Origin of the sequence: Bradyrhizobium sp. 1(2017) (assembly GCF_011602485.2) — a bacterium.
GTDB lineage: Bacteria > Pseudomonadota > Alphaproteobacteria > Rhizobiales > Xanthobacteraceae > Bradyrhizobium.
This window is the reverse complement of the sequence record NZ_CP050022.2, coordinates 3,790,648-3,814,170: the sequence shown is the minus strand read 5'-3', so window position 1 is coordinate 3,814,170 and position 23,523 is coordinate 3,790,648. Positions and strand designations below refer to the sequence as shown.

Here is a 23,523-nt window from a genome sequence, read left to right as displayed (position 1 = left end):
ATGCCGGTCACCTACACGGCCGAAGAGGCGGTCAACAAGGCGGCGGCGATCCTGGGCAAGTACGTGCCCGGCGAGGCGCTCGGCGATGTCGAGCACACGGTGCTGGACAAGAGCATCGATAGCGTCATCGCCCAGATCGAGAAGATCGTGGTGATTGCCGACCGCAACGCGATCCCCGATCTCGTCTTCGACACGTTCGCGCGGCTGGTCGCGATCTTCGCGGCGGCCGAATTCTCCAACCAGCCGCTCGACCTCCTCACGGTGCAGCAGCACGAGCAGCGGCTGCGTTACCTGATCGCGCAGATGCCGACCTACGAAGTGCTCGCGAGCAACTATTTCTAGATGACCGACGTTCCGTTCCCCCTGCTGTCAGCGCCAGGACTGAAGCCGCAGACCGCAGGCGGTCGCGTGCTCAACTGCTACCCCGAGAAGCTGCCCGCGACCGCTGGCAAGCCTTACGGCTGGTTCAGGGTGCCGGGCCTCGGCCTGTTCGGCACCGCGCCGTCCGGCCGCTATCGCGGCGGCGTGCAGAAGGACAATCTGTTCTATGGCGTGTTCGGCACGTCGGTCTATTCGTTCAGCATCCTGGGCGGTGCGGGCACGCTGCTGCCGGGCAGCATCCCCGGCATCGGCATCGTCTTCGCCGCCCGCAACAACGCCGCCAACGCCGACGTAGTCTTCGTCAGTCCCGGCGACGGCGCGTTCTGGATCAACGGCGGCGGCGCGGTCGTCGCCTATCCCGACCCCAATGTCGGCCAGCCGAATTCGGTGGTGTTTCACCGGGGCTTCTTCATCTTCACCTACGGCAACGGCGTCACGCGCGCGAGCGGCGTCAACGTCACCAGCATCAACACGCTCGACGTGGCGACGGCCGAGAGCAAGCCCGACACGCTGTACCGGCCGGTGCCGCTCGGCAACGGCCAGCTGGCGCTGTGCGGCTCCTCGACCATCGAGGTGTGGGGCGGCCAGAACGACAGCGGCTACCCGTTCTCCTACATCGCAACGATCCCGCGCGGCATCGTCGGGCCCGCCGCCATCGCTGGCGCCGAAGACGGCTTCGGCAAGGGGCTGTTCCTGGTGGGCGACGATTTCCGCGTCTCGCGCCTGGACGGTTATGCTTGCACGCCGATCTCGAACAGCGACCTCGACACGCTGATCGAGCGCGAGCCGATCAAGACCGCCATTCGCGTCGGCGTGTTCGTCTCGCGCGGCCACGGCTTCGTCAGCGTCCAGGGCGCGACGTGGTGCTACGTCTTCGACACCACGCTCAGCACATGGCACGAGCGCAATTCGTGGCTGAAGAACTACTGGCGTGGGCTCTATCCGATCCAGGCGCATGGCAAGTGGATGTGCGGCGACAGCGACAGCGCGACGCTGTGCGAGATCAGCGCCAACATCCGCTATGAACTCGGCACCCCGATCAGGATGCGGATCGAGACCGGGCCGTTCGGCTCGTTCCCGCAAGCCGTCCGCATCAACGCCATCGAGCTGTACCTGACCAAGGGTGCGAGCGACGCGACCGGCCACGACCCCGACGAGACCGACGCCGAGATCGCGATCTCGATCTCGCGCAACGGCGGCCAGGACTGGAGCAATCCGCGCAACGTCAAGATGGGGCAGCAGGCGATCACGAATGGCCGCGTGCGCGCGGCGATCTGGGGTCAGGCGGAAGTGCAGGGCGTGCGCTGGCGGTTCGAGGAAAGCGCCGGTCTCGACTTCGCGTTCATGGGCGCCGACCAGCTGCAGGACGTATTGCGATGAGGCCGAAATTTTCGCTGCCGTCCTACGACGTGCCGCTGCTGATGCCGGACGGCACCATCAACCCGACTTGGTACGAGAAGCTGAAGACCATCGAGGCCTTCATCAACCTGTTCGGCTACGTCGATTTCAAGCGACCTGCGGTGAAGCCTGCAGCGCCGCCCGCCGTCACCGCGATTGCCAACAACCAAGTGCTGATCTGGGACGCGACACAAGGCCAGTTCAAGGCTGGAGCAAACTGACATGGCTGGTTTCTTCGATACGCTATTCGGCGGTGGCGCCGAGAGGGAGGCTGCGGAGAAGAACCGGGCGCTCGCGTCCCAGTACCAGACCGACGCGCTCGGCTATCTCAAGACCGGCTACGGCACCGGCACCGACGCGCTCAACAAGGGCATCGCCGCCTACGATCCGCTCGCCGCGCTCGGCGCGAAATACAGCCGCGTAGGCGATACCTGGCTCGACGCGCTCGGCGTCAACGGCGCCGACGCTTCGAAGGCAGCGCAGTCCGTCTTCCAGACCACGCCCGGCTATCCGGCTTTCTGAGGTCAGGCCATGCCGATCAACCCCTCCCGCTACGACATGCCGGGCTCCTTCGTCGGCGAGATCGACTGGTCGCCCCTGGCCCGGCTTGGCCAGATCATCAAGGACCAGCGCGACCAGGACGAGGCGGCGCAGCTGATCGCGCAGCTGTATGGCGGCGGCGCCCAGCAGCAGCCCGCTGCCTATCAGCCCGCGCATCCGCGCGCGGTCGCTCAGCAGGCTCCCCAGGCGCCTGCGGCGCCCAGGGAGCAGCTCGCGCTGCCGCCGCTGCTGACGCCCAACCAGCGCGTCGCGCAGGCGTTCGAGCAGTTTCCTGGCGCACCGTCCGCGCCGCCGCCGGAGCTGTCGCCGAACCAGCGCGTGGCCCAGGCCTTCGAGGCGTTCCCTGGCGCGACCGCAGAGGCTGCGCCGCAGCCGCCGATCTCGGCGCCGCCCATGGTGCCGATCCCCGGCGCGACCGCGATGCCGGTGCCCAGCGTGCTGCAGCCGACGCCGCCCGTCGTGGCGGCGGACGACGATCTCGACAGGTATGCGCGCGCAACCTCGTCCATCGAGAGCGGCAGCCCGCAGGGCGACTACCGCAAGATCGGCCCGACCACGCAGGGCGGCGACCGCGCCTACGGCCGCTATCAGGTGATGGGCTCGAACGTCCGCGACTGGACCCGGCAGTATTTCGGCGAGGAGCTGTCGCCGCAGCAGTTCCTGGTCAACCCCGCTGCGCAGGATGCGGTCTATCGCGGCAAGTTCGGTGAGTACGTCCAGAAGTATGGACCGGAGGGCGCGGCGCGCGCGTGGTTCGCTGGCGAGCGCGGCATGCACAACCCGAACGCCCGCGACATCCTCGGCACCTCGGTGTCGTCCTATGCTGATCGCTTCAGCCGTGCTGCGGGCCTGCCGTCCGAAATCACCGCAGGCACGTCGCGTCCGGCGCCGCAGAGCGAGCAGCCGACGCAGGTGACTGCATTCGACCGCGTGGTCGAGAACCTGTCGTCGCCGAACACTGAGGCGCGCAGCGCAGGCATCAGCCGCGAGCAGATCGCGGCGCTGTATCGCAACCCGCTGACGCGGCCGGTGGCGAACGCGTTCCTGCAGAAGATGCTCGACCCCGGCACCTACAAGTTCATTGCCGGTGGCGACGGCAGCGTCATCCGCTACAACGAGCGCGACGGCAGCTTCACGGTGATCCCGACGCATCAGAAGCTGCTCACGGTCGGCGAGGACCAGCGCGTCTTCGATCCCAACACCAACACCTTTGTCGATGGCGGCGGCGGCGACGGCGCGCGCTACGGCAAGCTGCCCGCCAACTCGCGCTGGATCGATCCGAACGACAAGTCGAAGGGCGTCGAGCCGATCCCCGGCAGCACGGGCGAGAAGATCGGCGACGAGATCGCGGCGCGCATCGGTCTGGGCAAGTCGTTCATCAGCACGCTGCCGCAGCTGCGCCAGCGCGTGGCGCGCGGCGATGTCGGCATCGACAACGGCATGAACCACGCCAAGGCACTCGCAAACCTCGGCACGCCCGGCGAGACCAAGCGGATGCTCGACTCCGGTGCGGAGGCGCTGATCCGCATGCTGACCGGCGCGGGCATGAACGAGACGGAGGCGCGGCAGAACGCGGAGCAGTACCGCCTGACCGCGAAGGACACCGCCGCCGTCGTTACGTCGAAGATCGACGCGCTGGAGCGGCACCTCTTCCACATCGGTGAGGTGCTCGGCCGTGGCCGGGGCGGCGGCAATCTGCTGGAGGCGCCGGTCGCAGCGCCCAGCCGCGCCAACCTTGGCAACCGCGCCGCCATCGAGGCCGAGTTGCGCAGGCGAGGAGCGATCAAGTGAGCGACCTGTCTCAGGTGTCCACCGACGAGCTGCTGCGGGCCTACAGGCAGCCCCAGGGCGACCTCAGCGGCGTGAGCACGGAAGACCTCCTCAAGGCCTACCGGGCGCCCCAGGGCGCGCCGCAGGGCTCGCAGCAGCAGCTCACGGCCGACCAGCTACTGGCCGCGCAGCAGCGCCGCCAGGACGGCGGCGAGCTGTCCTGGTCCGACGTGCCTGGGCAGATGCTGGCGAACCTGCCGGGCAGCGCGGCGCAGTTCGGCTCCGACATCATCCAGCCGTTCATTCACCCCATCGACACGCTCAGCGCCATCGGCGACGCGGGCCACGGGCTCGCGCAAAAGCTGGGGCTCGCGTCCGGCACCGACGACGTGGCGAAGGCGGATGCGATTGGACAGTTCTTTGCCGACCGCTACGGCAGCATGGAAGGCTTCAAGCGCGCCCTGGCGACCGATCCGGTGGGCGTCGCGGGCGACCTCTCCACGGTGCTCTCGGGCGGTTCTACCGCCCTGGCGCGGGCTCCTGGCGTGGCTGGCAGGGCCGCCAAGGTGGCGGGCATCGCCAGCAAGGTGGTGGACCCGCTGACGCTGCCGACGCTGGCCGGGACCGGCACGCTGAAGACGGCGGCGCATGTCTTGGGCACCTCGACCGGCGCGTACGGCGCGGCGGTGGACGCGGCCCGGCTCGCAGGCAAGGAGGGCGGCGAAGCCTCGGCGGCGCTGCGCGACCAGATGCGGCGCAACGCGCCCATCGAGGAGCTGGTCGATGACGCCCACAGCGCGCTCGACAACATGCGGCAGGCCAACCTCGCGCTCATCCCGTCGCGCGGCGCAAGTTCAGCGGCCGACTGGGCGGCCAACAAGCAGATCGCGCTGCCCGACGCGCGTGGGTGTGTTTTCGGTTCGCTCGATGACATGGGCGCGCCCGCCGCCGGTCGGCTGACGGCGGCTTATTTCGGCACGGCCGCGACGGTGCTCGGCGCGCGCGGCGGCTCGGAAAGCAACCAGATCACGTTGACGCAACTGCCGACGCTCGCTTTCAGCGGCACCACCGGCAATGACGCGCCAGATCACACCCACCCGTACACGCAACGCGGCGGCGGGCTGCATCAGGACGGCACCAACCAGTACACGGTCGCAATTCAAGACATTGCCCAGAACACGGGCGGCGCGAGCACACGCCACCAGCATCCATTCTCGGGAGCGATCCCTGGCACCGGCAATCAGCCGCACGCCAACGTCCAGCCGACGCTGCTCGTGACCGCTTACCTGAAGCTGTGAGGGCGTCATGTATCACATCGCCTTTCCTCCGCGCACAAATCGCGAAAGCTTCATCTATCTCGGCGAGATCATCGACCTCGACGATAACCCGGTGGATCTCACGGGCTGCTCCATCGTCTTCCAGATCAGCGACAAGTTCGGCTGCCAGTATCTGCGCGCGTCAACCGACGACGGCAACATCACGATCATCGGTGTCGGCACGTTTCGCGTCGCCTTGCGGACGCGGCGGCCCCAGCGCTCAGCGAGTTCGGTGGTGTGCGACGCGGCGAGAAACTGCGCCTTCGGATGCTGCCCCATGCACCAGGGCGGGAACAGCACCGAGGCGTAGGTGGACTTGGCCGAGCCCGGCGGCATGAAGATCGCGAGGCGCGGGATGTCGCCGCGCGCCAGCGCTTCCAGCTTGTCGATCAGCAGTCGGTGGTGACGGGCGGGCGTGTAGCCGTTCGCGATGCACCACTCCGCAAGACTAGCGCGGAGCAGCTTTCGCCGCAGGATTTCCCCTGCGGCGTCTTCCGCCGAGATCATTGCTGAAGTAGCGGCCCATGAACTTGAAGGCCGCCTTGATTTCCTTGCTGGTCACGTCACCGTCGTGGACGTGCGATACGAAATTCGGAAGGCCGAGCTTCTTGTCCAGCCGCTTGGCCGACACCCCCGTCGTGTCGGTGAATGCATCGAGGACCGAAGTCAGAGCGTAGTGGTGCCGTCCTTCTTCTTTTGACATTGCAGCTTCCCCACACCGAAGGGAAACCATCACACGCTACTTTGATCAGGGCCGCAACAAAAACCGCTGCGGCAGTGCGTATCGTGCTTAATGCGATAGCCTGCTTGACAATCGTAGAAACCAAGCGGCGTTTCGCTGAGGTTGCGCAGTTACTGCGCCTCGCTTGCGCGAGCGGCGTCGTACTCGTTGAGCAGATCGATGATGTGCTGCTCCTCGCATTCGATCACCTCAGGCTCCTCGCCCCACCAGTTGATCTGGATGAACTCTTTGGCGAGCCTACCGGTAAGTCGATCCTTGATATGGAGAACTTGCGCCAATGCCGCTTCGTGCCCACTCAGGCGTTCCAATTCCGCCAGCAAGATCGAAGATCGCTTTTCGGGCTTGTTCGATGGGAATTTCACCACGGTCATAGGCCCCCCAGATGTCGTCAACAGCTGCATTGTTTTTAGCCGTTTTCCACTTCGCAGGGAAGAGTTCGCGCACCGGCTCCCACGTCGCCGACTGACCGGCCCGGCCGAGCAGACCTGCATCCTCGGCGAACTGACGCGTGGCGTCGTTCACGAGTCCGTAAGTGCCCTTCACGCCCGTGATCGCGCTGGAGCGCGAGTTCACCGAGCCCGCCGGGCCACCTGACGCGAGATGCTGGATCACCGCCTCCGATGCGCCGGACAGTGGCCGTAGCTGGGCGGCGGCGACCTGATGGGTGTCCGCTGTCACGTCGCCGAAGCGCGGGTCGTTGGGCACCTCGATGTTGTTGTAGAACGAGCGCACCTTGTGCTTCTCGCCGAGCAGCCGCGAAATCGTATCCATGTCGCCGCCGGACTGGATCGCGCTCACCGCCTTGCCGATGTCGCCGAACGTGCCCCACGCGACCTTGCTGGGGTCGCCGCTCTGCGTGGTGAACCAGTCACCGAAATCGCCTTCGGGGAGGATCGAGCGGTAGTTGCGCGTGTTGTGTGCCTCGTCGAAGGCGCGGACGAACAGCGCAGCGTCCTTTGGGTTCAACTGGTCGAGCCGCTGGCCGCTGATCCGGCGCAGCATCTCCTCCGCATTGTCGGCCGCCATGACTTTCGGCTGCGACCTGATCCACGCCTCCATGTCGGAGGTGGCGCGCGGGTTGTTCATGACGATGTCGCCGACGCGCTCGCCGAGCGTCGCGTTCATGAACCAGTCTTTCTGGGGCGACAGTGCAGCCAGGGCAGCCGACGCGCTCTGGCGCGGGATGCCCCAGCGCGATGCGAGCGCATCCGAAATGCGGTTGGCGCCTTCGTACCAGAGCGGCGCCCGCGTCTTCATCACCTCAGGCGAGTTCTCATACAGGAACTGCATGTTGCCCTTGGCTTGGTTGATGTAGGCGTCGGCCGCCTCGTCGGGCGCCATCTCGGCGAGCCGCCTGAAGCCCGGCGCGCGCGACAGGATCGAGGTGTTGTGCGCGAAGGTCTCGGGGTCGGCCTTCATCTCGTTGAGGCCAATCGACAGGTGCTCTCGCAGCGGGTCTTCCGTCGCCTTCACGGCGGTCGGGAAGCGCGTCGAGACGCGCGTGTCACCGGCAGCGATAGGCAGCCTCGACGCCTCGCGCGCGCCCTTGGCGGCCATGCCGAGCGCCGCCAGGGGCGTTGCCAGCATCATGTCGCCGCCGAGCCCGAACGTCTGCAGCGCCGCGTCGCGGTAGTTGCCGCTCATGAGGTTGCGGCCGAACGACGGCTGGTAGCCGCCCCCGAAATCGGGCAGTAGGCCGAGCACGTCGGCGATGCCAGCACCCGGCACCAGACCGGCGGCCATCGAGGCCGCGTCGGCGCCGCCCTCCAGGGCGGAGGCGCGGCGGGCTTCCGACTTCACGGAGCGGCGCACGCGCGCAGCTGCGGTTTCGGCGGCATCCTGCGAGAGATTGCTCAGCGGTTCGGACACGCCCCGCCGGTAGCGGAGATGATCGAGCGGTCCATAACCGTCCGCCATTGCCTCTCCACTTCCGTCCGGACGTTTGCCTCGTCCAGGTTGATGATTTTCAGGTTCGGCACGCGGCGTGACTGCTTGAGCATGTCGCGCGTGCCGCGATTGCCGGGAAACGCGACCACCAGATCGGGCTTGCCCTCGCGCAGCATCCGGCCGTTGCGGATCGGCCCGGCCGAATTGCCGTGCTCGACCCACGCCGCAGGAAATGCCTGCACGTCGATGTGCCGGGATCGCGCCCAGCGGTCGGCGCAGGCGTCCGCGCCCTGCTGATTGCCGTGGATCACCAGCGCGAAGCGGTAGATCGAGTTCAGCATGTCAAGATACTTCTCGGCAGCGTCGTAGTTTGTGAATTTGCGACCGCCGCAGACGAGCACTTTCACGGTTCAGCGCCCTCCCGCTGCGATCAGCAGGAAAATGCTCGCATTGAACAGGCAGAGCACCTTCGAAAACTGGGTTTCAGCCAGCCACGACATCAGCAGCCACTTCATGCTGAGGATGAGCGCCATCATTGCCGCGTGTCTTCCGGCTGCGGCAGCAGAAATTTCTTCCTGACCTCGCGCAAGCAGCAGAACGGGCAGTAACCGAGGCTCGCATAATGCTCGAACAGCGCCACCGTGGTGGCGACGCCGTTGTGAAACGACTTGTCGAGCGCGGTCTCGATGATGCGGTCGAACTCGTCGCTCATTCGCGCCCCGCAATCGCTTCGGCGATGGCGTGGATGTCGATCACACATCACCTCGAACTTGTCGGCGTCTCGGCGGCGACAATCGACACCTTGCGCTCGCGCTGCTGGCGCTTCAGCTCGTCGCGGATGACATCGATGCACTGCTCACGCGTCAGTTTCGTCGTCATGCGAGCCTCCTGCGCGCCTCGATGATCGAGAGATCATCCTTCAGCAGCATGAAGGTCTGCCGGTAGCCGTGCTGCGAGCACAGCAGCCGCCAATCGGACGGCAGCCGCTCCTGGAGGAACGTGGCGACGTGCGGCGGCATCGCATCGATGTCGATCTTGCGCAGAAACTGCTTCACCGCCTCGACGCTGTCGAGATACGTGACATCCTTGGACGGCGACAGCTTGAACAGCACCGTCTCCATCGCATGGACGCGGGCCTCCAGGCGGGCAACGTGGGCGCGCAGCGCGGCGACGGCCTTGTCACTCATCGAGCGCCCTCCTCGCGATCTCGCCGACCGACGTGATGACGTGGCGCATGCAGTGCGCGCTCACGCTGTCGAGGCTGACGCCGCCTGCTTCCAGCAGCTGGCGTGCCTTCTTCAGATCGGGTTCGGGGAAAACATCGAGCGGATAGGCTTCGGACCACTGCACGATGGACTGCAGCGCGTCCTGGAGAGCGTCGATGCGCTCGACGAGCACATCGCGGTTGATCTCGTGGTCCAGATCGATCATCGCCTGTCCTCGATGATTGTTGCCGGGCCGCGCCGCTGGGGCTGGGGGGCTTGCGCGCGCGACCCGGCGAGGCCTCGATGATGCCGCCCTTGGGGCGGCCTTAGGCGGCAAGTCGGGGCTTGCGCATTTGTACGCACAAAACGCCCCTGTCGAAAAGGGTACGAATTAAAGATTCTTGGGGGATGGGTGTGGAGGGACGACGCAGGCGCGCCAACTCTTGCGTGCGCAGTAGCCGCGCATCTCGTTGTCGGATTTGCCGAGCGCCCATTTCAGGATCGGTGCGGCTTCGGTGATCTTGCCATCCTCGACGACGTAGGCGGCGACGAAGTGCGGGGCGGTGATCTGGATGAGCATACTGACTGGAGAAACCGAGGATAAAAAAACGGCTCCAGCTGAGGGGGCAGCGGGAGCCGCGAAGTACTGCAAAGCGCTCCGAGATTTTGCCCGAAGCGCAACACCAAGCTTGGTCGAGCGCATGCGTTCCTGCCACGGACCAAATCGCCGTCGAATGCCACTGTTTAGTCGCAGGGACTGTCCACTTTGTTACTTAGGAACCGGGCGCGTCTTCCCGCCCCTTCCGTTTCCGGTAGCCCCGCATATAGGCGGCCCGGTCCCGCTTGGGGTTTGTCGCGCTGGTGGATGCCGACCCGGCACCAGCGCACGCAGCATCCGGGGCAAGCATCCTGCCCGGCCGTTCCAGATCAGCAACCACACGATGGAGCCGCTCCAACTCCGCGCAGGCGGTCAGCACATCTGGCTGGCGGCTGAACAGGCGTCGAAGGCGGGCGATCAGGTGGACTGTCGCGATGTCCATGGTGGTTACGCTGGTTACGTTGGAACTGGTTACGTCGTAACCATGGCGAAGGTGGGGCCCCGATGCGGGCGGGGATTTCTGGAGTTGCGGGTGATGTGGTGGGGGGTGTCCAAATAAGCATGCTTATCCGGCTCGATTTTTCCCTCCCCCGGAGCCCCTAGGCCGGGGCACGCCCCTACCCCATTGATAGTGTCTACGCTATTGCGATGCGATCACATGCGTCGTGCGCCAGGGCAAGCATCGTTCTCAGTACGGTGCAACACTGAAACGTGCGTTTCACCGTTGCGGATCGAGGTCAGTTCGAGCCCACTCTCCCTCGATCACAGTGCCATTCGCCCCCGCTTTCTGGCTGGCGATGGCGTAGAGCTGCGCATCGGTGAGGGTTTCGACCTTCATGCTGTGCTGGTGATCGACCGACCGCACGTCACGCCACTGGTCGGGGGCGATGTTCTTCAGCGCAAAGATACTCGCGCTCGTCTCCGCGCCCTTGCGCGACCGCAGCAGCTTCAGCTCCCAGGCCAGCTGCTGGCCAGCCCGCGCGCGAGACACCGCGTCAGAGAAGTCGGTGTGTTCCCTCACCCATCGATACACCGTGTCCCGGCTGACCCCGATCACCCCGGCGAATGCCCCAAGGCTGATCCCCTCCCGCATCTTCTCGATCACGAGCTGGCAGTATTCAGGCCGATACTCACTCGGCCTCCCGAAGGTCTGGTCGCCCCTGTAGTGCGCTGGCAATGTGGTCTGCTTAAACGGTGCCACGGTTCCTCTCAATCAATGTCAGCATGATTGCCGCTCGCTGGTCATAGGAACGGCAGACCCGTGCGGCGGTTCTGAGGTTGCCGACCCACCTGCGTTGGGTTGGCGGCGGCCTCGGCGTCCCCGCCGTTCAACTCCAAGCCGGGGCCGCTTTCTCAAGCGCTCCTGCTTCCGGTGTCCAGCCGTAGGAACGACTGCCGCGTGCAGTGGGTTCTATGGTCGCTGGCTCTTGACCCAAAGCGAGAGCTGGTGGGGCGGCCTTGGGCCTACTCCGGATCGCACAATCCGTCGTCGGGGCCGCCTCCTTTGCCTGCTCCTTGCTGCATTCCGCCACGGTAGGAACGGCAGACCCTGCGGAGGGTTCTCTGGTCGCTGGCTCTACCTTGCGGGAGCTGGTGGGGCGGCCTCGGCCCTCGTTATGGCGACCTCCAGCCGGGGCCGCTTTCCCAAGTGCTACTCATCCCTGGCGCTCCGCTGCCGTCTGGGCCGACACGGCGATAAGCACGGTCGGTCTCGATGGTGCGGTGCCAATGGGCCAGCACCTCACAGCAGGCGCTGCGGTCGTCCTCGAACGCAGCCTGGACGCCCGCCGCCACGTCACGTCGATGCCGCGCCTTCTGCACCGTCCCCTATTACTCGTACCGGTCATGGACCACATCCGGTTCGACACCATCTCTAGACTGCTCAGCGCCCAGTGAAGTCATGCTCACAACAGCTGGAATTTCTGGCAACCAGCGATTGCAACGCTATGCGTTCGGAGGCATCTTGGAGCGAATCACTCATTGCCGGTGTCCAAAATGTTTGAATTCGTCGACCCCGAAATCGGTTTCACATCGAGCGTCATCCGCGATCCTAAGCGCTTCGTAGGGCGCTCAGACCTCATCCAAAGCTGCATGAACGCCCTCAATGCCAGAGAAGGCGTGATCGCAGTCTATGGAAAGCGAGGAGTCGGAAAATCATCGTTGGTTCGCCAAGTTCAGCAGATGGCCAACGGCAATTATGATATCGCGCAAAAGGCAGGTCTTGCCCACCTTATCCCGCGTCATCCGAGGCGGTACTACACGGTCTATTACGCTTGTGATTCAAACATCAATAATACCGACGAACTAATTCGTCGCTTGTGCAACGACACTGATCCCGAGGACGGTCTGCTCCGCCTTGTGCCGGACGCTGGCAAAGAGCTCTCGGAGTTCTCCCGATCTGATGAAGCTTCCGCTGGATTGGACCTCAAGCTGATCAAGTGGGGCGTCAAAGGATCGGACTCTCAAAAATATTCGAGCGTGGTGCCAAACGACACCATTCAGTCGTTTAGAAATTTTGTGAGCGGGTCAGTTGATGCAAATAATCGCATGTGGTCGAAGCGCGACGGCGTGTTGATCCTGCTTGATGAGTTTGACGTTATCGGCACAAAATTCGGCATGGGCTCACTGATCAAATCATTGACATCACCCACGGTAAAGTTTGGCGTTTGCGGCATCGGCGCTGACATCGGCGCACTGATTAAAGACCATAAATCCGTAGCCAGGCTCATCGAGCAAGGCGCGATACACGTCAGGCCGATGAGCGGAGACGAAACGAGGCAAATTTTTACGACAGCGACCGAACTCTTTCGCGGGAAAGTGAGCTTCGCAAAGAAGGTAGTGGAGCAGATCGTCGAACTCAGCGAAGGCCTTCCCTACTTCGCGCAACTGATTGGCAAATCGTCCGTCCAATACGGAAACGAAGTTGGCTCCAACAACATCGACGAGAAGATTTTCGGCGAAGTACTCGGTAAGATCAGGGAGGGAAAATCATTCCCCAACCTTGAAGAGCAATATCAGCTCGCAATCGGACGCGGCAAAGAACGGGCAATGCTCCTCACACTGCTAGCCGAGCAACAGGGGGAAGCAACACTCTACAATGACGAAGTTGGACGGGTCGTTTTGCAAAGGACACGCACGACAGCACAAGGCCTGGGCATCGAGTATATAGATCAGCTTATGCCACGGTTGGTCGAGGAGAGATATGGCCCCGCGCTCATAAAGGGCGAGCAGCGCGGGCACTACGAGTTTGCCGATCCCGTTTTCAGAGCCTACGTAAAGCTGCGGAAATTGGATTAGGGTCTGAGCGTTATGCCAGCCAGCGCTCGCCCAGGGACTGGCGTTGGACTGTAAAGCTGCCCGTCCGGCTTGACGGAATAGGAATTTACTTCCTATAACGCGATGGCAACCATGGAGCACCCCATGAAGACCGCCGTCGCCTACATCCGCGTCTCCACCCAGAAGCAGGGCCGCTCCGGTCTCGGCCTTGAGGCGCAGCAGGCCGCCATCGCCGCCTTCGCCGCCGCCGAGGGTTTCGAGATCGCCGAGACCTTCGTTGAGATCGAGACCGCCAAGGGCGCCGACGCGCTGGAGACCCGCCCGCAGCTCGCCGCCGCCATCGAGCTGGCGACCAAGACCAAGGGCACGGTGATCGTCGCCAAGCTGGACCGCCTCACCCGCGACGTTCACTTCGGCTCCGGGCTGATGTCGCGCCGGGTTGGCTTCCGCGTCGCCGCCATGCCGCATGCCGACAACTTCCAGCTCCACATCATGCTCGCCGTCGCCGAGAAGGAGCGGCAGGACATCAGCGACCGCACCAAGGCGGCGCTCGCCGCCTGCAAGGCGCGCGGCGTCAAGCTGGGCGCGCCCAACGCTGGCCAGAGCAAGGCCGCCGCCGCCGCCGCGTTTGCCGAGAGCCTGCGCGAGACCGTCGAGCCGCTCATGTGTCAGTCGTCGCGCCAGATCGCCGCGCACCTCAATGCGCGCGGCATCACCACCGCTGAAGGCTCCTCGTGGCAGTCTGCCCAAGTCATCCGCCTGATCGCCCGCCTGCAGCCAAAGGTGCCGCTCGATGCCGCCGCGTAAGCCTCTCAACGCCCCCATGACCGGCGCGGAGCTGGACGCCACCCTCGTCAAGATTTTCGGCGAGAACCGCCAGTCCGCTTTCGCCCGCGCCATCGCCTCCACCCCGCGCACGGTGCGCTCGTGGATCGCCGAGACCTACGGCCTCGTGCCCACGCACATCGCCATTCTGGTGCGCTTGATGCTGCAAGCGAAGGTCACACCCGAGCAACTCCCCGAGATCGAGCGATAATCGAACCGACAATGTGCCAATGCTGACTTGGCCGGGCGCGTCTAAGAGCATGCGCTCGGCTATATCGCGCCCGTTTTGACGACTTTCATTAGCCATCGGGCCCCGGGGTTCGGAACCATAGATCATTTGCCACGTTTTCCCGAGCGCGGGAGGAAAGGCACCAGCTTGCATCCATTGCCCGCGAGCTGGTGCCTTTTCGCACCTCAGTCGGAAGGCCCGCAGGTCTGTGCCGATATCTGGCCAGCGGCATTGAACCTCAAGACCGCGCTGACCAGGCCGTCGCGCGCAAGGTAAGAGATCAGAGCTCCTTCACTGGCCTGCTGCAGGTTGTCGAGCCTCGACGCGGGATATTCGACCATCCGGTCGACCCAATACGCGCGGCGACCTTCGGACCCTGTAATCGTCTTCATGCCGCCGCAGCCGCAGAGGATGACGGCATCTTCAGCGTACATTTGCAGAATGTTCTCAACATCGCCGGCACGGTAGGCGTCTAGCCAATCGACCGCCGCGGCCATCGCGTCAAAGGACATCCAAGCACCTCCGCCAAGAAACGAGATTTGGCCGGGGCACCAGCTAAGTCTCTTCACCAATCGGTTCAGGACTTATGGGCGTTCTCGCGCCGCTAGGGCCATATGCCGAAAGTCATAGTGCCAGCGGAAAGTGGAACGGTTGGACGGGTATCTTGTTTTCCCGTCGCCCCATCCCCTAGGGCGACAACGCCAGCTTCATCACGCCGCATACGCACGAAGCTGCGGTCTTCGCGGCAAGCGGGAGATGTTGATGCAGGACTCTCGCACGATCCTTTTGGTCCAACGGCTGAACGACCTCTCTTCCCAACTGTCAGATTTGGAAGATCTACGCCTTCGAGTCGAAGAGGCGGAACGACGTATTGGGGCTGTGCCTACCCAGCCCTCAACCGCCTCGCGTGAGGCTACATCTTACGTGCGCCCCTTGGCGGCCGTTAGCAGTCCGACAATCTGCGGTATCGCTCGATCAAGGCGCCGAAAGTCATAGGGCCGCTACTTCCCCGCTCGCGCCTAGACTCAAGCTCTCGAAGCGGATCGCCCGCAAAGTTCCCCGTACCTCAATTTAACATCTGTCATTGCTGAGCGTATCTTTTGGTACTGTACGCCGCTCGTTGCCATGCTACTTTTTCCCGAACATGGGGGCGGCAATGGACGTGCTGAAGCAAGCTGCGGAACACTTGGAAGCTACGGATTGCCCGAATTGCCAAACCGCCATGAGGTGGTTTCGATCGGAGCTTGTTCGAGACGCGCCCGCACCAATAATCGCAAGCCTTTTCGTGTGCCCCAACTGCAAGCGGGCAACGCGATCTGATTCGAAACTCACACCCGCTCGCGTTTTACCTGACAAGCTGGCTGTGCCTCGTTTCCGGCTGATCAATACTGATAAGCCGGAGGTCGTTCGTTCCCAGAACTGAGCGGTCCGCTGTCCCCGAATGGAGTGAACCTTAAGAAAATACAGGACGCGGGGCGCCGATGCCGCTTTACCACTTCGATATCCATCATGACGGCGGCGTTGTTATCGATGACGACGGGATTGATGTTGTCGATGTAGGCGCGGCCGAGACGTTAGCCCTTGAGACTCTAGGCCAAGCTATCCTCGATGACGCCCGCAACCGCAGGACCGGTTTAACCAAGATTGAGGTGCGAGACGACGAAGGCCGAGTCGTGGCTTCAGCCTGCGCCACAGTCTCGCTGGAGCGCTTACTCCTTTCAGAGGATTGAAGGTCGCCTATTGGCCCATCGCGACATTGTGCCGCCACACCGAACTTGGTCGCGATAGGAGCAAAGCGGACGTAGTCACCAATCACGCTGACGCCGCCAGGCCTCGAAACGTCAAAACCCCGGAGGGCGGCACCGGGATTTTCAGCTCATCCATCACGCCAAGGCGCAGTTGCGTGAGCTGGCGAAACTGTCGCCCAATTCGCCCCTCAGCGCAAGGCGTCGAAGAACGCGCACAGCCGGTGGCCCGCGTCCGACAGCAGCTCCGCTGCCTTCTGGCGCGCCCGGTAGGGCGACCGCATCCCGAGGCTCTCGCCGGTCTCCTGCAGCCCCCTGCCGAAGCACGCCACCTGATCGGCCACGAACGAGGGCCGGAAGCCAATCGCTTGCTTTGCGCCGTAGTAGGTCTGCTTGTGGTGGAGCTGGGCTTCGGTCTTGGCCAGGCCCGACATGGCGCCGGGATCGAAGGCGTAGATGCGGTTCAGATCAACGCTGTTCAACGGTCCCTGCAGGCCCGCTGCAGCCCAGTGCAGCGCGTAGCGGCGCAGGGACGAGTATTCGAGCGGGGAAATGATCCGGCGCATCAGCGACCGCCCCAGCGGGTCATCCATCATGGTGATGCGGCGGGATGAGCGGGACCGTCCGGCGACGTTGAAGAACTCGCCCGCCTTGGCGAGCCGCTCCTGGGTCGGCCCAGCGTCGTCGAGGGGTGACTGCATCTGCGGTCTCACTGAAAAGCAAGGGGCACGCTACATCCGCGCGCTCCCATCGCAAAGCCTCTGCGCCTCCAGCTCCAGAGAAGGTGTTTGTTTTTTTATATTTACATATGAGCGACCGCTAGAGCGACACTCCCGGTGTCGCTGCAGCGATGGCAAATGCTGTCGCTGCAGCGACAGCCCCATCGAGTCCGATCAACGAATTAACCGCAAAGTGCGGCCGCAATTGAGACACACGCCGTCCTGCCAGCGGTGCTTGCAACGGAGACCGGAATTGCCCCAGCGCTTCATATTGGTCGAAGCCGCACCCTTCCGCTTATCCCCGATTTTCTTTTGATAGTCGGCGATCTTGGTGTCGATCTCGGCCCAGTGCCAGTGGCTGCCGATGCTCGAAAATTTGATCGCCAGTTTCGGGCGCACCGCCCTCACCCATGTGCGCTTATCGACGCGCGCGACTTGCGCGAGCATCTGGTCGTCGTTCGGCAAAGGCCCGCTGTCGCAATACCAGCGCACGAGCCGCCACAGCGCGACGATCTCGCGGTCGCCGAGATCGTAGACGATGTCTTCCCAGACCGAGTTGAGGAACGGGAACGCGGGGTGGAGCGACTTCGAGCCGCGCATGCTTCACTCCTATGCGTTGCGCGAAACCATGCGATAGCGCCACAATCCACCCGTCACCCGCGTACGCAGGACGTTGTGTGCGCCATACTTGGGCTTGCGCAGGTCACGCAGCCGCGCGCTGCAGGCCGCCTCGCTGCCGCCCGCCACGTCGGCGATCTGCTGGAGCGAGCGCCACTGCCCGTCCTTCATCAGGCTGTAGACGCGCGCCAGCTGGCCGGTAAGGCGCAGGTAGTCGCCGCCAGCCTCGTAGGTCGCGCCGTCGAATGCCTGCACAGGCACCGGGCTGTAGGGTATGTCGCCCAGCTTGTCCTTCATCGACCCCATGTCACGTCTCCGCGTGATTATCGACGACCCTGATGGTGACGTAGCGCGACATAGTCGTCCTCTTGCGCGCGCCTTCCTTGGTGGTGTTGAGCCGCTTGCCGTACAACGCCGCGACCAGCGGCTGCGGGTTGCTGTCGCACTGCATCAGCTCGACATCGTGGTCGGAGCCGATTTCGCGCACCCAGATCGAGTATCGCTTCTTCACGCCGGTCTCCTGAGTGAGATCGCCAGCTCGAACGGGTTGATGCCGTAGCTCGCCCAGAACTCGAGTTCATTCATCCTGTGCTGCTCGCGGTGGTGCCGCGAGCAAAGCGGCAGCGCCCACTTGTCACTGCTCTTTTCACCCATGCCGGTCGCGCGTTTCGGCGTGCTGGCAGAGATCAGTCCGACGCGAAGATGCGCGGCTTCGGTCGAGGTGTTGTCACCACAGATGCAGCACGGCAGCGTGCGGATGTAGGCGAGGTACCGCTCGTCGCGCTGCCGTGGGTCGCGCTGCATCAGTTGACCGTCTTGCGCAGTTCGTTGTCTGTCGCGTCGTTCACCAGCACGTTCTGCCGATTATCCATGTTCCCTCACCTTCCATGCTTGAAATGCGCAATCGATGTCGAACCAGCGCTGCCGCTCGCTGGTCTTGCCGGGCTTCGACAGATCGGCGCGGCTATCGACGCCGCAGATGTCGCGGACGGCGGTGGCACAGTCGTCCTCGTTCCTGATCGGAAAGTGGTAGCGCTCCCGCATGAACGCCCAGAAGACAGGCTCCTTGCAGCGCATGCCCGCCTGCTTCGCGGGCCCGAGGTCGCGCCACTTGTCGCGCTCCTCGCTGGCGTGATCGACCGGGCTCTCGTCGTCGTTGATCTCGACGAGTACGGCGGCGAAGCGCGTACCCATTGGCGCCTGCGTGATGCGGCTGTCCATGTCGATGGCTGCGATGGTCAGGCGCAGCTGCCAGTCGCCGGACTGGCGCTGCGTCAGCCCGTCCTTCCTGACCTCCAGGGAGATCGCGTTGCGGCGTGCCAGATCGGCGAGATTCATCGCTTTGCCTTCCTGATCTGCCGCTGACCGATCTGCTCCGCGAGCGCCATGATGCGCTTGATGTCGGGCGCGACCTGCTGCGCCAGGCTGAGCAGTGGCGGTTCGACCGGCATCTGCTTCGGCAGCGAGGGGCGCGGCATGTGCTGGCTGGTCGTGCGCAGCGCATTGCATTGCGGGCAGCGGTGTTCACGGCGAGCGCGACCGATGAACCATCCCTTCGGCACCAGCCTGCGCCGCACGGCCTGATGCTCGCGCGCCGCGCTATCGGGTTCCGACGTGACGAAGCGGGAGCCACCCAGCGGCAGCTTCTCGCACGCGCCGCAAGGACAGCGCACGATCAGCCCGCGCACGCTTTTGCCGTCGTCGCCCCACTGGATGCTGGCGTGCTCGAAGGCGTCAGGACGCTGCATTGCCGCCTCCCAGCTTGGCCACCTTGGCGACCACCAGCCCCTTCAGCATCTCGACATCGTCAGGCAGCAGCTGATAGGCGCGACGCGCCGCCTTCTGCCCATCGCTGCTCCAGAACGCCTTCAGCTTCTCCGCGTCGGTGTAACCCTCGATGGACGCCTTGTAGTGTTCGAGGAACGACTGCCGCTTCGCCGCCACTTCAGCGGCAAGGCGCATCTCGCTCTCGTCCATCACATTCGCCTGCTCCTTGTCGTAGAGCGCGAGGCCGAACGGGTTGCCGAACGTCATGAAGGCTCGCTTCATTGCGTCGGTCTCGGCTTCCTTCAGCGCGCTCTCGTGCGCGAGGCCGAGATCGCGGTCGATGCCGTGGCCGGTGCCGCAGCCCTCGCGCACGATGTCGCCCACCGTGACGCGGACCTTGGCGTTGTAGGTGACGCCGAAGCCCGGCGCCTTGTTCTCACCGATCTCGCGCGCGGCTTCCGTGACGCACTTGGTCTCGATGGTCTCGCGCTGCCAGCCGTCGAAGCCGAAGATGCGATTGGCTTCGGCGATGACGTGCCAGCCCTCGATGTAGCTGAACGTGCGCCCGCCCTGCTTGCGCGCCTTCACCTGCGCGCGGTTGAGCGGCGCGCCGAGCGAGGCCTTCTGGTCGTCGTTGAACGTCATGGCTCACCTCAGTGTGCTGCGGGAGGCTGCTTGGCATCGAGGTGACGCAGGTCGTGGTAGCCCTTGATGACGAGGCTCGCGACCAGCTTGCTGACCTTGCTGTTCAGGTCGTCGAAGTTGCGCGTGACCTTCTCGACGGCGTTGGCGAGGTTGAGGATCATGGTCTGCTGCTCGCTGACGGTCTGCTGCAGTTCCTCCTTCGCCGCACGCTCCTCCTCCAGCAGCTTCAGCATGCCCTCGACGTCGCTCTTGAGGCGGCCGGTGTCGGTGCGACCGCCACCGTTCGGCAGGTTGCCGTAGGCTTCACGGCGCAGGTTGCCGACCGAGTTGAGCGGCAGCTTCAACTCACGGGCGACACGGGTGTCGTCCCACGCGTCCTTGTATTTGCAGGTCGTGTCGTCGAGGCGCTCGATGACCTCGCGTAACTTGTCGTTGATGCGGATGTAATCCAAGCGATGGATGCGATGCTGGTTCTTCGCCATTTGACCTTCTCTCCTATTTCACGGTGACGACGACGGACGGCGGGGAATTGCTGAGCACGAGGCCGGGCAGATCACGTCCGGCCTTCAGTGCGTCCTTGATGGCGGCGCGGTCGGCCTTACGCTCGATCTTGACGAGATCGTCCGGCAGCACGGCCGGGTCGATCTCGCCGACGATCTGCTGGGCGTTGTTGCGCAGGAAAATCGTGCCTTCCGGCAGCTCGACCTTGCGCAGGTTGGCGGCATCGAGGATGGCCAGCATCAGCGAGCGCACGAACTCGACGCGCCGGTCGAAGCGCTGCGCCCGCGCCTTGAGGTCGTCCTGGCGCGACTTGGTCGCGTCGCGCATCGCCTTGGCGTCCTCAGCCATGCGGATCAGATCGGTGAGCACGTCGGAGATCGCGGTTTCGCCGTCGAGCATGTCGGCGCGCAGCACCTCGTCCTCCGCGATCTCGGGATAGTCGTGGATCAGCCGCTCGATCTCGCCGCGCAACATGTCGGCTTCTTGTTCGTTCATCGCTTCATCACTCCCTCCCATTCGGCGCGATCCAGCACGCGCGAGAGATTGTCGCGGGCGTCCTGCAGGATCAGAAACACGGCGCGGGCCTGCGCCTTGGTCATCTCGTTCTTCAGGATCAGCGCGTCGCTCTGCATGCGCAGCACGCGCTGCTCCATCTCGATGGTCAGTGCGCTATGCACCAGTTCCAGTGTCACGGGGCTTCTCCCTGTACGTCTTGAGCGCGCGGGAGACGCGGCCGAGAGCCTGCGTGAGCGCCTGCTCGCACAGTTTCATGTCGCCTTCGGCGAGCGTCTCGAAATCGGCCTGCACCGGCAGCGCATCGACGTGCTGCATGATGCGGTGGGCGTGCCAACGGATTTCATCGAGCGACGGACGCATCTCGATGTTCCAGCGGTCGAGGCTCATCCCCATGCGCGTCACTCCAGACCGCGCATGCCCCACAGGAGCGGATTGGCCGTCGCCCGGCGCCGCCGCAGGGCACGGTGCATGACGACATAGGTCGCGGCGGGAAACGCCTTCTTGCGGCCCGGCCAGTTCTTCGCGGTGTTGATGTTGGTGTCGGTCAGGGTCGCCACCTTCGGCAGGCCGCCGAGGTGCGCGACCACCGCCTTGGCGGTCTTCAGTTTGCGCATTTTCGATCTCATTGGTCGTGACGTTACAAAATTCGTCACTAATACGATGACGGCGGAAATGCACAAAAGCAACATGGCTACGCCGGGTCGTTGCGCTTGCGTAATAAGTGCGATAGCGTCCCACCCGTTGGTTGTATGGCGTTTGTTAATTGCGTAATGGTTAGTCTGGCCAGCGGCGGCGGCCATGGGAGCGAAGGATGAAGAAGATCAAGGGGTTTGAGGAAGATTTCGAGGGCTACAAGTCTCGATTGAGACTGCTGCGCGAAGCGGTCGCCGCAGGCAGCCAGCAAGTGATCGCGGACAAGCTGAAGATCGACATGAAGCGCTGGAACAATTACGAGCGCGGCTACCCGATCCCCCGAGAAATAGCCTTCATTCTCAAGGCGCAGACGGGCGAGAGCCTCGCCGAGTGGCTGTGGTGGGGTGACACCGGGAACTTATCACCGCAATTCACAAGGAAGCTACAGGCCGCCGAAGCGACCAAGCGCGAGCGCGAAAAGGCCGAAGCCGAGTTCGAGGCCGCGAAAATGAAGCTGGAAAGCCTCAAGAAAAAGCAGAGGCCAAGGAAGAAGCGGCCGAAGCAAGCGCGACCGGCAAAGTCCGCAGCCTGAGTTCTTAGTTTCTGCACTTCTTGAGTTTCGTACTAATCACGATGTAGGCTCCTCGCTCTCGTTCTGAGAGCAAGGGGAGTTTGCGTCATGCACGAACCACAATCCCGACAGAGCATCTACAACGACCGTGAACGGCTCGCCGCGATGCGCGACGAGATCGACCGCGACGCCACGCGCATCTATCCGCCGCGCACCGCTGCCCCGCCGGTCCAGCCAATGGTGCAGCCGCCGTCGCCCGGCGCGCCGCAGCGCGACGCCATCAACGCGCTGATCGACAAGGTCGTCGGCGATGTCTGCGAGCAGATCGACGGGCTGGAGAAGCAGCTGCACGCGCTGAAGCAGCAGGTGCTGGTCGGCGGCGCTGCCGCCAAGGGCACGCTACAGGAACAGGTCGAGGTCTGCCTGCGCGTCAACGACGAGGTCTCGCGGATCGGCGACACCATCGACGAAGTCGCCCAGCGCGTCCTGAGGCTCTGATCATGGCCGAAGCAGAAACGTTCATGGGCTATGGCGATGTTGACGCGCCCGCGCCTGCACCGGCCCCGGCGAAGCCCGAGCGCCCGCTGACACTCAACGAGCGCAAGGCTCTCAACTGGTTCAAGGACAACAGCCCGACCGGCCCCAATCGGCCGGGCATCCCGCCGAGCATCATCCGCTCCGTGCTGATGGTGCGCGGGCTGATCGAGATCGACCCGCATCGCAAGCGCTACGACCCGATCAGCTACGCCATCACCGACAATGGTCTCGAATCGCTGCGGGGGCACCATGGCTGACGACGACAAGATCAGGGCCCCGTGGGGGCCCACCGTCGTGGACCGGCTCAACGCCTTCCAGCGGTCGGGCCTGTTCCACGAGTTCACCTGCCCGGCGGTGCATATCGGCGCCGACCGCGCCTTGGTGGCGACCCGGCGCGGCTGGGTCTGCCCGCACTGCGACTACACGCAGGACTGGGCCCCCGCCTCGATGGCGGACCCGCTGCCGCAGCTGGGCGCCGGGCACCCGAGCCCACCGCGCGATCTGGTCCTGCACATCGACCGCATCACGCAGAACCACATCGCCTACCCGCAAGCCGCCGACGCCGTCCGGCACCTCAGGGATCATCTCCAGGCGCTGGCGTTCGTCGAGGAAACCAACAAGCGCGAGGGGCATCTGGCCGCTGGCCTGCCGCCGCCCGTCTGCAAACGATAGGAGCCCAGCCATGAGCGAAGACCAAGAAGACGTTCGCGAGATGATCACGGCCGAGCAGGTGCTCGCGCTGATCCCCGTCAGCCGCACGACGCTTTTTCGCATGGAGCGGGACGGTGTCTTTCCTCGTGGCGAGGCGATCTCGCCCCACCGGAAGCTGTGGTTCAAGGACGAGGTCATGGCGTGGCAGCGCGACCTGCGTGACCCGAAATCGGCGCTGGCGCAGGCGATGCGCGCCCGCAACACGAAGGGCCGTCCGCGCTCGCTCCCGCGCCCGGTGAAGGTCGCGGGCTAACAGCCTTTCACGATGTTCAACATCACCCCGTTAGCCCAATGTTAGCCCGAGCAATCGGGCTAATTATTTTGTGTAATGATTTCAGATGGTTACGCTGCTTGACTAACTCCGGAGCCAAA

At 64.1% G+C, this 23,523-nt stretch carries 40 protein-coding genes; 15 read left to right on the top strand and 25 right to left on the bottom strand.

Annotated elements, in window-relative coordinates; translation table 11 throughout:
- From HAP40_RS17985 to HAP40_RS17960, 6 genes are read left to right on the top strand one after another with little or no spacing between them, the layout of a single operon-like run.
- Nucleotides 1-342: a hypothetical protein gene (locus tag HAP40_RS17985; RefSeq protein WP_166816547.1), complete on the top strand. Its 342-nt coding sequence runs from the start codon at nt 1-3 to the stop codon at nt 340-342.
- Entirely contained in the window at nt 343-1,761 is a 1,419-nt protein-coding gene (locus HAP40_RS17980) for a hypothetical protein (protein ID WP_166816548.1), read from the top strand.
- Nucleotides 1,758-2,000, top strand: a complete 243-nt coding sequence (locus HAP40_RS17975; RefSeq protein WP_166816549.1) for a hypothetical protein — start codon at nt 1,758-1,760, stop codon at nt 1,998-2,000. The genes HAP40_RS17980 and HAP40_RS17975 overlap by 4 nt, the downstream gene beginning before the upstream one ends.
- A 1-nt stretch (nt 2,001) precedes the next feature.
- Entirely contained in the window at nt 2,002-2,301 is a 300-nt protein-coding gene (locus tag HAP40_RS17970) for a hypothetical protein (protein WP_166816550.1), read from the top strand.
- Between the two features lie 9 nt (nt 2,302-2,310).
- Nucleotides 2,311-4,131 (top strand): hypothetical protein, encoded by a 1,821-nt coding sequence (locus tag HAP40_RS17965; RefSeq protein WP_166816551.1) that lies wholly within the window; start codon nt 2,311-2,313, stop codon nt 4,129-4,131.
- Entirely contained in the window at nt 4,128-5,408 is a 1,281-nt protein-coding gene (locus HAP40_RS17960) for a hypothetical protein (RefSeq protein ID WP_166816552.1), read from the top strand. The genes HAP40_RS17965 and HAP40_RS17960 overlap by 4 nt, the downstream gene beginning before the upstream one ends.
- Nucleotides 5,409-5,462: 54 nt before the next feature.
- Here the strand turns inward: HAP40_RS17960 and HAP40_RS17955 are convergent, their stop codons facing one another.
- From HAP40_RS17955 to HAP40_RS17905, 11 genes are all read right to left on the bottom strand, one after another.
- A complete protein-coding gene (locus HAP40_RS17955; RefSeq protein WP_166816553.1) occupies nt 5,463-5,933 on the bottom strand; it encodes a hypothetical protein in 471 nt (156 codons plus the stop codon).
- Nucleotides 5,875-6,129 (bottom strand): hypothetical protein, encoded by a 255-nt coding sequence (locus HAP40_RS17950; protein WP_166816554.1) that lies wholly within the window; start codon nt 6,127-6,129, stop codon nt 5,875-5,877. Before HAP40_RS17950 ends, HAP40_RS17955 begins: the two co-directional genes overlap by 59 nt.
- Before the next feature lie 149 nt (nt 6,130-6,278).
- Nucleotides 6,279-6,446 (bottom strand): hypothetical protein, encoded by a 168-nt coding sequence (locus tag HAP40_RS17945; protein WP_166816555.1) that lies wholly within the window; start codon nt 6,444-6,446, stop codon nt 6,279-6,281.
- Entirely contained in the window at nt 6,406-8,085 is a 1,680-nt protein-coding gene (locus HAP40_RS17940; protein WP_166816556.1) for a DUF7178 family protein, read from the bottom strand. The genes HAP40_RS17945 and HAP40_RS17940 overlap by 41 nt, the downstream gene beginning before the upstream one ends.
- The gene (locus HAP40_RS17935; protein WP_166816557.1) at nt 8,022-8,462 is read right to left on the bottom strand and encodes a DUF2493 domain-containing protein; all 441 of its coding nucleotides are present in this window, start codon (nt 8,460-8,462) and stop codon (nt 8,022-8,024) included. Before HAP40_RS17935 ends, HAP40_RS17940 begins: the two co-directional genes overlap by 64 nt.
- Before the next feature lie 3 nt (nt 8,463-8,465).
- A complete protein-coding gene (locus HAP40_RS17930) occupies nt 8,466-8,591 on the bottom strand; it encodes a hypothetical protein (protein ID WP_256380439.1) in 126 nt (41 codons plus the stop codon).
- Nucleotides 8,588-8,767 (bottom strand): hypothetical protein, encoded by a 180-nt coding sequence (locus HAP40_RS17925; protein ID WP_166816558.1) that lies wholly within the window; start codon nt 8,765-8,767, stop codon nt 8,588-8,590. Before HAP40_RS17925 ends, HAP40_RS17930 begins: the two co-directional genes overlap by 4 nt.
- Nucleotides 8,768-8,930: 163 nt before the next feature.
- Entirely contained in the window at nt 8,931-9,242 is a 312-nt protein-coding gene (locus HAP40_RS17920; RefSeq protein WP_166816559.1) for a hypothetical protein, read from the bottom strand.
- Complete coding sequence (locus HAP40_RS17915) at nt 9,235-9,486, bottom strand: hypothetical protein (protein WP_166816560.1); 252 nt, start codon at nt 9,484-9,486, stop codon at nt 9,235-9,237. Before HAP40_RS17915 ends, HAP40_RS17920 begins: the two co-directional genes overlap by 8 nt.
- A 165-nt stretch (nt 9,487-9,651) precedes the next feature.
- Complete coding sequence (locus HAP40_RS17910) at nt 9,652-9,840, bottom strand: hypothetical protein (protein ID WP_166816561.1); 189 nt, start codon at nt 9,838-9,840, stop codon at nt 9,652-9,654.
- Between the two features lie 736 nt (nt 9,841-10,576).
- Nucleotides 10,577-10,963: a hypothetical protein gene (locus tag HAP40_RS17905; RefSeq protein WP_208024764.1), complete on the bottom strand. Its 387-nt coding sequence runs from the start codon at nt 10,961-10,963 to the stop codon at nt 10,577-10,579.
- Between the two features lie 890 nt (nt 10,964-11,853).
- Between HAP40_RS17905 and HAP40_RS17900 the strand changes: the two genes are divergently transcribed.
- The 3 genes from HAP40_RS17900 to HAP40_RS17890 all read left to right on the top strand — a co-directional run bounded on the left by HAP40_RS17900 (nt 11,854) and on the right by HAP40_RS17890 (nt 14,170).
- Nucleotides 11,854-13,155 (top strand): AAA family ATPase, encoded by a 1,302-nt coding sequence (locus HAP40_RS17900; protein WP_166816563.1) that lies wholly within the window; start codon nt 11,854-11,856, stop codon nt 13,153-13,155.
- Nucleotides 13,156-13,278: 123 nt separating this feature from the next.
- A complete protein-coding gene (locus HAP40_RS17895; RefSeq protein WP_166816564.1) occupies nt 13,279-13,941 on the top strand; it encodes a recombinase family protein in 663 nt (220 codons plus the stop codon).
- Nucleotides 13,928-14,170 carry a helix-turn-helix domain-containing protein gene (locus HAP40_RS17890; protein ID WP_166816565.1) on the top strand — a complete coding sequence of 81 codons (243 nt, stop codon included), beginning with the start codon at nt 13,928-13,930 and terminating at the stop codon, nt 14,168-14,170. Before HAP40_RS17895 ends, HAP40_RS17890 begins: the two co-directional genes overlap by 14 nt.
- 203 nt (nt 14,171-14,373) lie before the next feature.
- On the opposite strand, the gene HAP40_RS17885 is transcribed toward HAP40_RS17890, so the two are convergent.
- Nucleotides 14,374-14,700, bottom strand: coding sequence for a nuclear transport factor 2 family protein (locus HAP40_RS17885; RefSeq protein ID WP_166816566.1), 327 nt, complete (start codon nt 14,698-14,700; stop codon nt 14,374-14,376).
- Nucleotides 14,701-15,669: 969 nt separating this feature from the next.
- On the opposite strand from HAP40_RS17885, the gene HAP40_RS17880 reads away from it, so the two are divergent.
- Entirely contained in the window at nt 15,670-15,918 is a 249-nt protein-coding gene (locus HAP40_RS17880; RefSeq protein WP_166816567.1) for a DUF6894 family protein, read from the top strand.
- A 206-nt stretch (nt 15,919-16,124) separates the two neighbouring features.
- Here HAP40_RS17880 and HAP40_RS17875 read toward each other — a convergent pair whose 3' ends face one another.
- The 13 genes from HAP40_RS17875 to HAP40_RS17815 all read right to left on the bottom strand — a co-directional run bounded on the left by HAP40_RS17875 (nt 16,125) and on the right by HAP40_RS17815 (nt 21,313).
- Nucleotides 16,125-16,634 carry a hypothetical protein gene (locus HAP40_RS17875; protein WP_166816568.1) on the bottom strand — a complete coding sequence of 170 codons (510 nt, stop codon included), beginning with the start codon at nt 16,632-16,634 and terminating at the stop codon, nt 16,125-16,127.
- Between the two features lie 192 nt (nt 16,635-16,826).
- Nucleotides 16,827-17,252 carry a DUF1376 domain-containing protein gene (locus HAP40_RS17870; RefSeq protein ID WP_166816569.1) on the bottom strand — a complete coding sequence of 142 codons (426 nt, stop codon included), beginning with the start codon at nt 17,250-17,252 and terminating at the stop codon, nt 16,827-16,829.
- Between the two features lie 9 nt (nt 17,253-17,261).
- Entirely contained in the window at nt 17,262-17,576 is a 315-nt protein-coding gene (locus tag HAP40_RS17865; protein ID WP_166816570.1) for a hypothetical protein, read from the bottom strand.
- 1 nt (nt 17,577) lies between these two features.
- The gene (locus tag HAP40_RS17860) at nt 17,578-17,781 is read right to left on the bottom strand and encodes a hypothetical protein (RefSeq protein WP_166816571.1); all 204 of its coding nucleotides are present in this window, start codon (nt 17,779-17,781) and stop codon (nt 17,578-17,580) included.
- Complete coding sequence (locus HAP40_RS17855; RefSeq protein ID WP_166816572.1) at nt 17,778-18,074, bottom strand: DUF968 domain-containing protein; 297 nt, start codon at nt 18,072-18,074, stop codon at nt 17,778-17,780. Before HAP40_RS17855 ends, HAP40_RS17860 begins: the two co-directional genes overlap by 4 nt.
- Nucleotides 18,075-18,134: 60 nt before the next feature.
- Nucleotides 18,135-18,608, bottom strand: coding sequence for a hypothetical protein (locus tag HAP40_RS17850; RefSeq protein WP_166816573.1), 474 nt, complete (start codon nt 18,606-18,608; stop codon nt 18,135-18,137).
- Nucleotides 18,605-19,018: a hypothetical protein gene (locus HAP40_RS17845; RefSeq protein WP_166816574.1), complete on the bottom strand. Its 414-nt coding sequence runs from the start codon at nt 19,016-19,018 to the stop codon at nt 18,605-18,607. The genes HAP40_RS17850 and HAP40_RS17845 overlap by 4 nt, the downstream gene beginning before the upstream one ends.
- The gene (locus HAP40_RS17840; protein WP_166816575.1) at nt 19,005-19,682 is read right to left on the bottom strand and encodes a Rad52/Rad22 family DNA repair protein; all 678 of its coding nucleotides are present in this window, start codon (nt 19,680-19,682) and stop codon (nt 19,005-19,007) included. The genes HAP40_RS17845 and HAP40_RS17840 overlap by 14 nt, the downstream gene beginning before the upstream one ends.
- Before the next feature lie 8 nt (nt 19,683-19,690).
- Nucleotides 19,691-20,164 (bottom strand): hypothetical protein, encoded by a 474-nt coding sequence (locus HAP40_RS17835; RefSeq protein ID WP_166816576.1) that lies wholly within the window; start codon nt 20,162-20,164, stop codon nt 19,691-19,693.
- A gap of 13 nt (nt 20,165-20,177) precedes the next feature.
- A complete protein-coding gene (locus tag HAP40_RS17830; protein WP_166816577.1) occupies nt 20,178-20,678 on the bottom strand; it encodes a siphovirus Gp157 family protein in 501 nt (166 codons plus the stop codon).
- On the bottom strand, nt 20,675-20,875 hold the full coding sequence (locus HAP40_RS17825) for a hypothetical protein (protein ID WP_166816578.1): 201 nt from the start codon (nt 20,873-20,875) through the stop codon (nt 20,675-20,677). Before HAP40_RS17825 ends, HAP40_RS17830 begins: the two co-directional genes overlap by 4 nt.
- Nucleotides 20,853-21,092 carry a hypothetical protein gene (locus HAP40_RS17820; protein WP_166816579.1) on the bottom strand — a complete coding sequence of 80 codons (240 nt, stop codon included), beginning with the start codon at nt 21,090-21,092 and terminating at the stop codon, nt 20,853-20,855. Before HAP40_RS17820 ends, HAP40_RS17825 begins: the two co-directional genes overlap by 23 nt.
- A gap of 5 nt (nt 21,093-21,097) precedes the next feature.
- Complete coding sequence (locus HAP40_RS17815) at nt 21,098-21,313, bottom strand: hypothetical protein (protein ID WP_166816580.1); 216 nt, start codon at nt 21,311-21,313, stop codon at nt 21,098-21,100.
- Nucleotides 21,314-21,510: 197 nt separating this feature from the next.
- Between HAP40_RS17815 and HAP40_RS17810 the strand changes: the two genes are divergently transcribed.
- The 5 genes from HAP40_RS17810 to HAP40_RS17790 all read left to right on the top strand — a co-directional run bounded on the left by HAP40_RS17810 (nt 21,511) and on the right by HAP40_RS17790 (nt 23,404).
- On the top strand, nt 21,511-21,924 hold the full coding sequence (locus HAP40_RS17810; protein WP_166816581.1) for a hypothetical protein: 414 nt from the start codon (nt 21,511-21,513) through the stop codon (nt 21,922-21,924).
- Nucleotides 21,925-22,011: 87 nt separating this feature from the next.
- The gene (locus tag HAP40_RS17805) at nt 22,012-22,401 is read left to right on the top strand and encodes a hypothetical protein (RefSeq protein WP_166816582.1); all 390 of its coding nucleotides are present in this window, start codon (nt 22,012-22,014) and stop codon (nt 22,399-22,401) included.
- 2 nt (nt 22,402-22,403) lie between these two features.
- Nucleotides 22,404-22,697 (top strand): hypothetical protein, encoded by a 294-nt coding sequence (locus HAP40_RS17800; RefSeq protein ID WP_166816583.1) that lies wholly within the window; start codon nt 22,404-22,406, stop codon nt 22,695-22,697.
- Nucleotides 22,690-23,112 carry a hypothetical protein gene (locus HAP40_RS17795; protein WP_166816584.1) on the top strand — a complete coding sequence of 141 codons (423 nt, stop codon included), beginning with the start codon at nt 22,690-22,692 and terminating at the stop codon, nt 23,110-23,112. Before HAP40_RS17800 ends, HAP40_RS17795 begins: the two co-directional genes overlap by 8 nt.
- Nucleotides 23,113-23,122: 10 nt before the next feature.
- Nucleotides 23,123-23,404 carry a helix-turn-helix transcriptional regulator gene (locus HAP40_RS17790; RefSeq protein ID WP_166816585.1) on the top strand — a complete coding sequence of 94 codons (282 nt, stop codon included), beginning with the start codon at nt 23,123-23,125 and terminating at the stop codon, nt 23,402-23,404.
- Nucleotides 23,405-23,523 lie beyond the last annotated feature (119 nt).

Excerpts from the sequence above, each read along its gene's own strand:
- HAP40_RS17890 (WP_166816565.1), top strand. The coding sequence starts at position 13,928 with ATGCCGCCGCGTAAGCCTCTCAACGCCCCCATGACCGGCGCGGAGCTG.
- HAP40_RS17830 (WP_166816577.1), bottom strand. The coding sequence starts at position 20,678 with ATGAACGAACAAGAAGCCGACATGTTGCGCGGCGAGATCGAGCGGCTG.
- HAP40_RS17795 (WP_166816584.1), top strand. The coding sequence starts at position 22,690 with ATGGCTGACGACGACAAGATCAGGGCCCCGTGGGGGCCCACCGTCGTG.
- HAP40_RS17805 (WP_166816582.1), top strand. The coding sequence starts at position 22,012 with ATGCACGAACCACAATCCCGACAGAGCATCTACAACGACCGTGAACGG.
- HAP40_RS17940 (WP_166816556.1), bottom strand. The coding sequence starts at position 8,085 with ATGGCGGACGGTTATGGACCGCTCGATCATCTCCGCTACCGGCGGGGC.
- HAP40_RS17810 (WP_166816581.1), top strand. The coding sequence starts at position 21,511 with ATGAAGAAGATCAAGGGGTTTGAGGAAGATTTCGAGGGCTACAAGTCT.
- HAP40_RS17840 (WP_166816575.1), bottom strand. The coding sequence starts at position 19,682 with ATGACGTTCAACGACGACCAGAAGGCCTCGCTCGGCGCGCCGCTCAAC.
- HAP40_RS17970 (WP_166816550.1), top strand. The coding sequence starts at position 2,002 with ATGGCTGGTTTCTTCGATACGCTATTCGGCGGTGGCGCCGAGAGGGAG.
- HAP40_RS17800 (WP_166816583.1), top strand. The coding sequence starts at position 22,404 with ATGGCCGAAGCAGAAACGTTCATGGGCTATGGCGATGTTGACGCGCCC.
- HAP40_RS17865 (WP_166816570.1), bottom strand. The coding sequence starts at position 17,576 with ATGGGGTCGATGAAGGACAAGCTGGGCGACATACCCTACAGCCCGGTG.
- HAP40_RS17910 (WP_166816561.1), bottom strand. The coding sequence starts at position 9,840 with ATGCTCATCCAGATCACCGCCCCGCACTTCGTCGCCGCCTACGTCGTC.
- HAP40_RS17845 (WP_166816574.1), bottom strand. The coding sequence starts at position 19,018 with ATGCAGCGTCCTGACGCCTTCGAGCACGCCAGCATCCAGTGGGGCGAC.
- HAP40_RS17835 (WP_166816576.1), bottom strand. The coding sequence starts at position 20,164 with ATGGCGAAGAACCAGCATCGCATCCATCGCTTGGATTACATCCGCATC.
- HAP40_RS17930 (WP_256380439.1), bottom strand. The coding sequence starts at position 8,591 with ATGATGGCGCTCATCCTCAGCATGAAGTGGCTGCTGATGTCGTGGCTG.
- HAP40_RS17885 (WP_166816566.1), bottom strand. The coding sequence starts at position 14,700 with ATGTCCTTTGACGCGATGGCCGCGGCGGTCGATTGGCTAGACGCCTAC.
- HAP40_RS17965 (WP_166816551.1), top strand. The coding sequence starts at position 2,311 with ATGCCGATCAACCCCTCCCGCTACGACATGCCGGGCTCCTTCGTCGGC.
- HAP40_RS17925 (WP_166816558.1), bottom strand. The coding sequence starts at position 8,767 with ATGAGCGACGAGTTCGACCGCATCATCGAGACCGCGCTCGACAAGTCG.
- HAP40_RS17915 (WP_166816560.1), bottom strand. The coding sequence starts at position 9,486 with ATGATCGATCTGGACCACGAGATCAACCGCGATGTGCTCGTCGAGCGC.
- HAP40_RS17985 (WP_166816547.1), top strand. The coding sequence starts at position 1 with ATGCCGGTCACCTACACGGCCGAAGAGGCGGTCAACAAGGCGGCGGCG.
- HAP40_RS17870 (WP_166816569.1), bottom strand. The coding sequence starts at position 17,252 with ATGCGCGGCTCGAAGTCGCTCCACCCCGCGTTCCCGTTCCTCAACTCG.
- HAP40_RS17895 (WP_166816564.1), top strand. The coding sequence starts at position 13,279 with ATGAAGACCGCCGTCGCCTACATCCGCGTCTCCACCCAGAAGCAGGGC.
- HAP40_RS17900 (WP_166816563.1), top strand. The coding sequence starts at position 11,854 with ATGTTTGAATTCGTCGACCCCGAAATCGGTTTCACATCGAGCGTCATC.
- HAP40_RS17855 (WP_166816572.1), bottom strand. The coding sequence starts at position 18,074 with ATGCAGCGCGACCCACGGCAGCGCGACGAGCGGTACCTCGCCTACATC.
- HAP40_RS17875 (WP_166816568.1), bottom strand. The coding sequence starts at position 16,634 with ATGCAGTCACCCCTCGACGACGCTGGGCCGACCCAGGAGCGGCTCGCC.
- HAP40_RS17815 (WP_166816580.1), bottom strand. The coding sequence starts at position 21,313 with ATGCGCAAACTGAAGACCGCCAAGGCGGTGGTCGCGCACCTCGGCGGC.
- HAP40_RS17975 (WP_166816549.1), top strand. The coding sequence starts at position 1,758 with ATGAGGCCGAAATTTTCGCTGCCGTCCTACGACGTGCCGCTGCTGATG.
- HAP40_RS17950 (WP_166816554.1), bottom strand. The coding sequence starts at position 6,129 with ATGTCAAAAGAAGAAGGACGGCACCACTACGCTCTGACTTCGGTCCTC.
- HAP40_RS17850 (WP_166816573.1), bottom strand. The coding sequence starts at position 18,608 with ATGAATCTCGCCGATCTGGCACGCCGCAACGCGATCTCCCTGGAGGTC.
- HAP40_RS17820 (WP_166816579.1), bottom strand. The coding sequence starts at position 21,092 with ATGGGGATGAGCCTCGACCGCTGGAACATCGAGATGCGTCCGTCGCTC.
- HAP40_RS17790 (WP_166816585.1), top strand. The coding sequence starts at position 23,123 with ATGAGCGAAGACCAAGAAGACGTTCGCGAGATGATCACGGCCGAGCAG.
- HAP40_RS17880 (WP_166816567.1), top strand. The coding sequence starts at position 15,670 with ATGCCGCTTTACCACTTCGATATCCATCATGACGGCGGCGTTGTTATC.
- HAP40_RS17980 (WP_166816548.1), top strand. The coding sequence starts at position 343 with ATGACCGACGTTCCGTTCCCCCTGCTGTCAGCGCCAGGACTGAAGCCG.
- HAP40_RS17920 (WP_166816559.1), bottom strand. The coding sequence starts at position 9,242 with ATGAGTGACAAGGCCGTCGCCGCGCTGCGCGCCCACGTTGCCCGCCTG.
- HAP40_RS17955 (WP_166816553.1), bottom strand. The coding sequence starts at position 5,933 with ATGATCTCGGCGGAAGACGCCGCAGGGGAAATCCTGCGGCGAAAGCTG.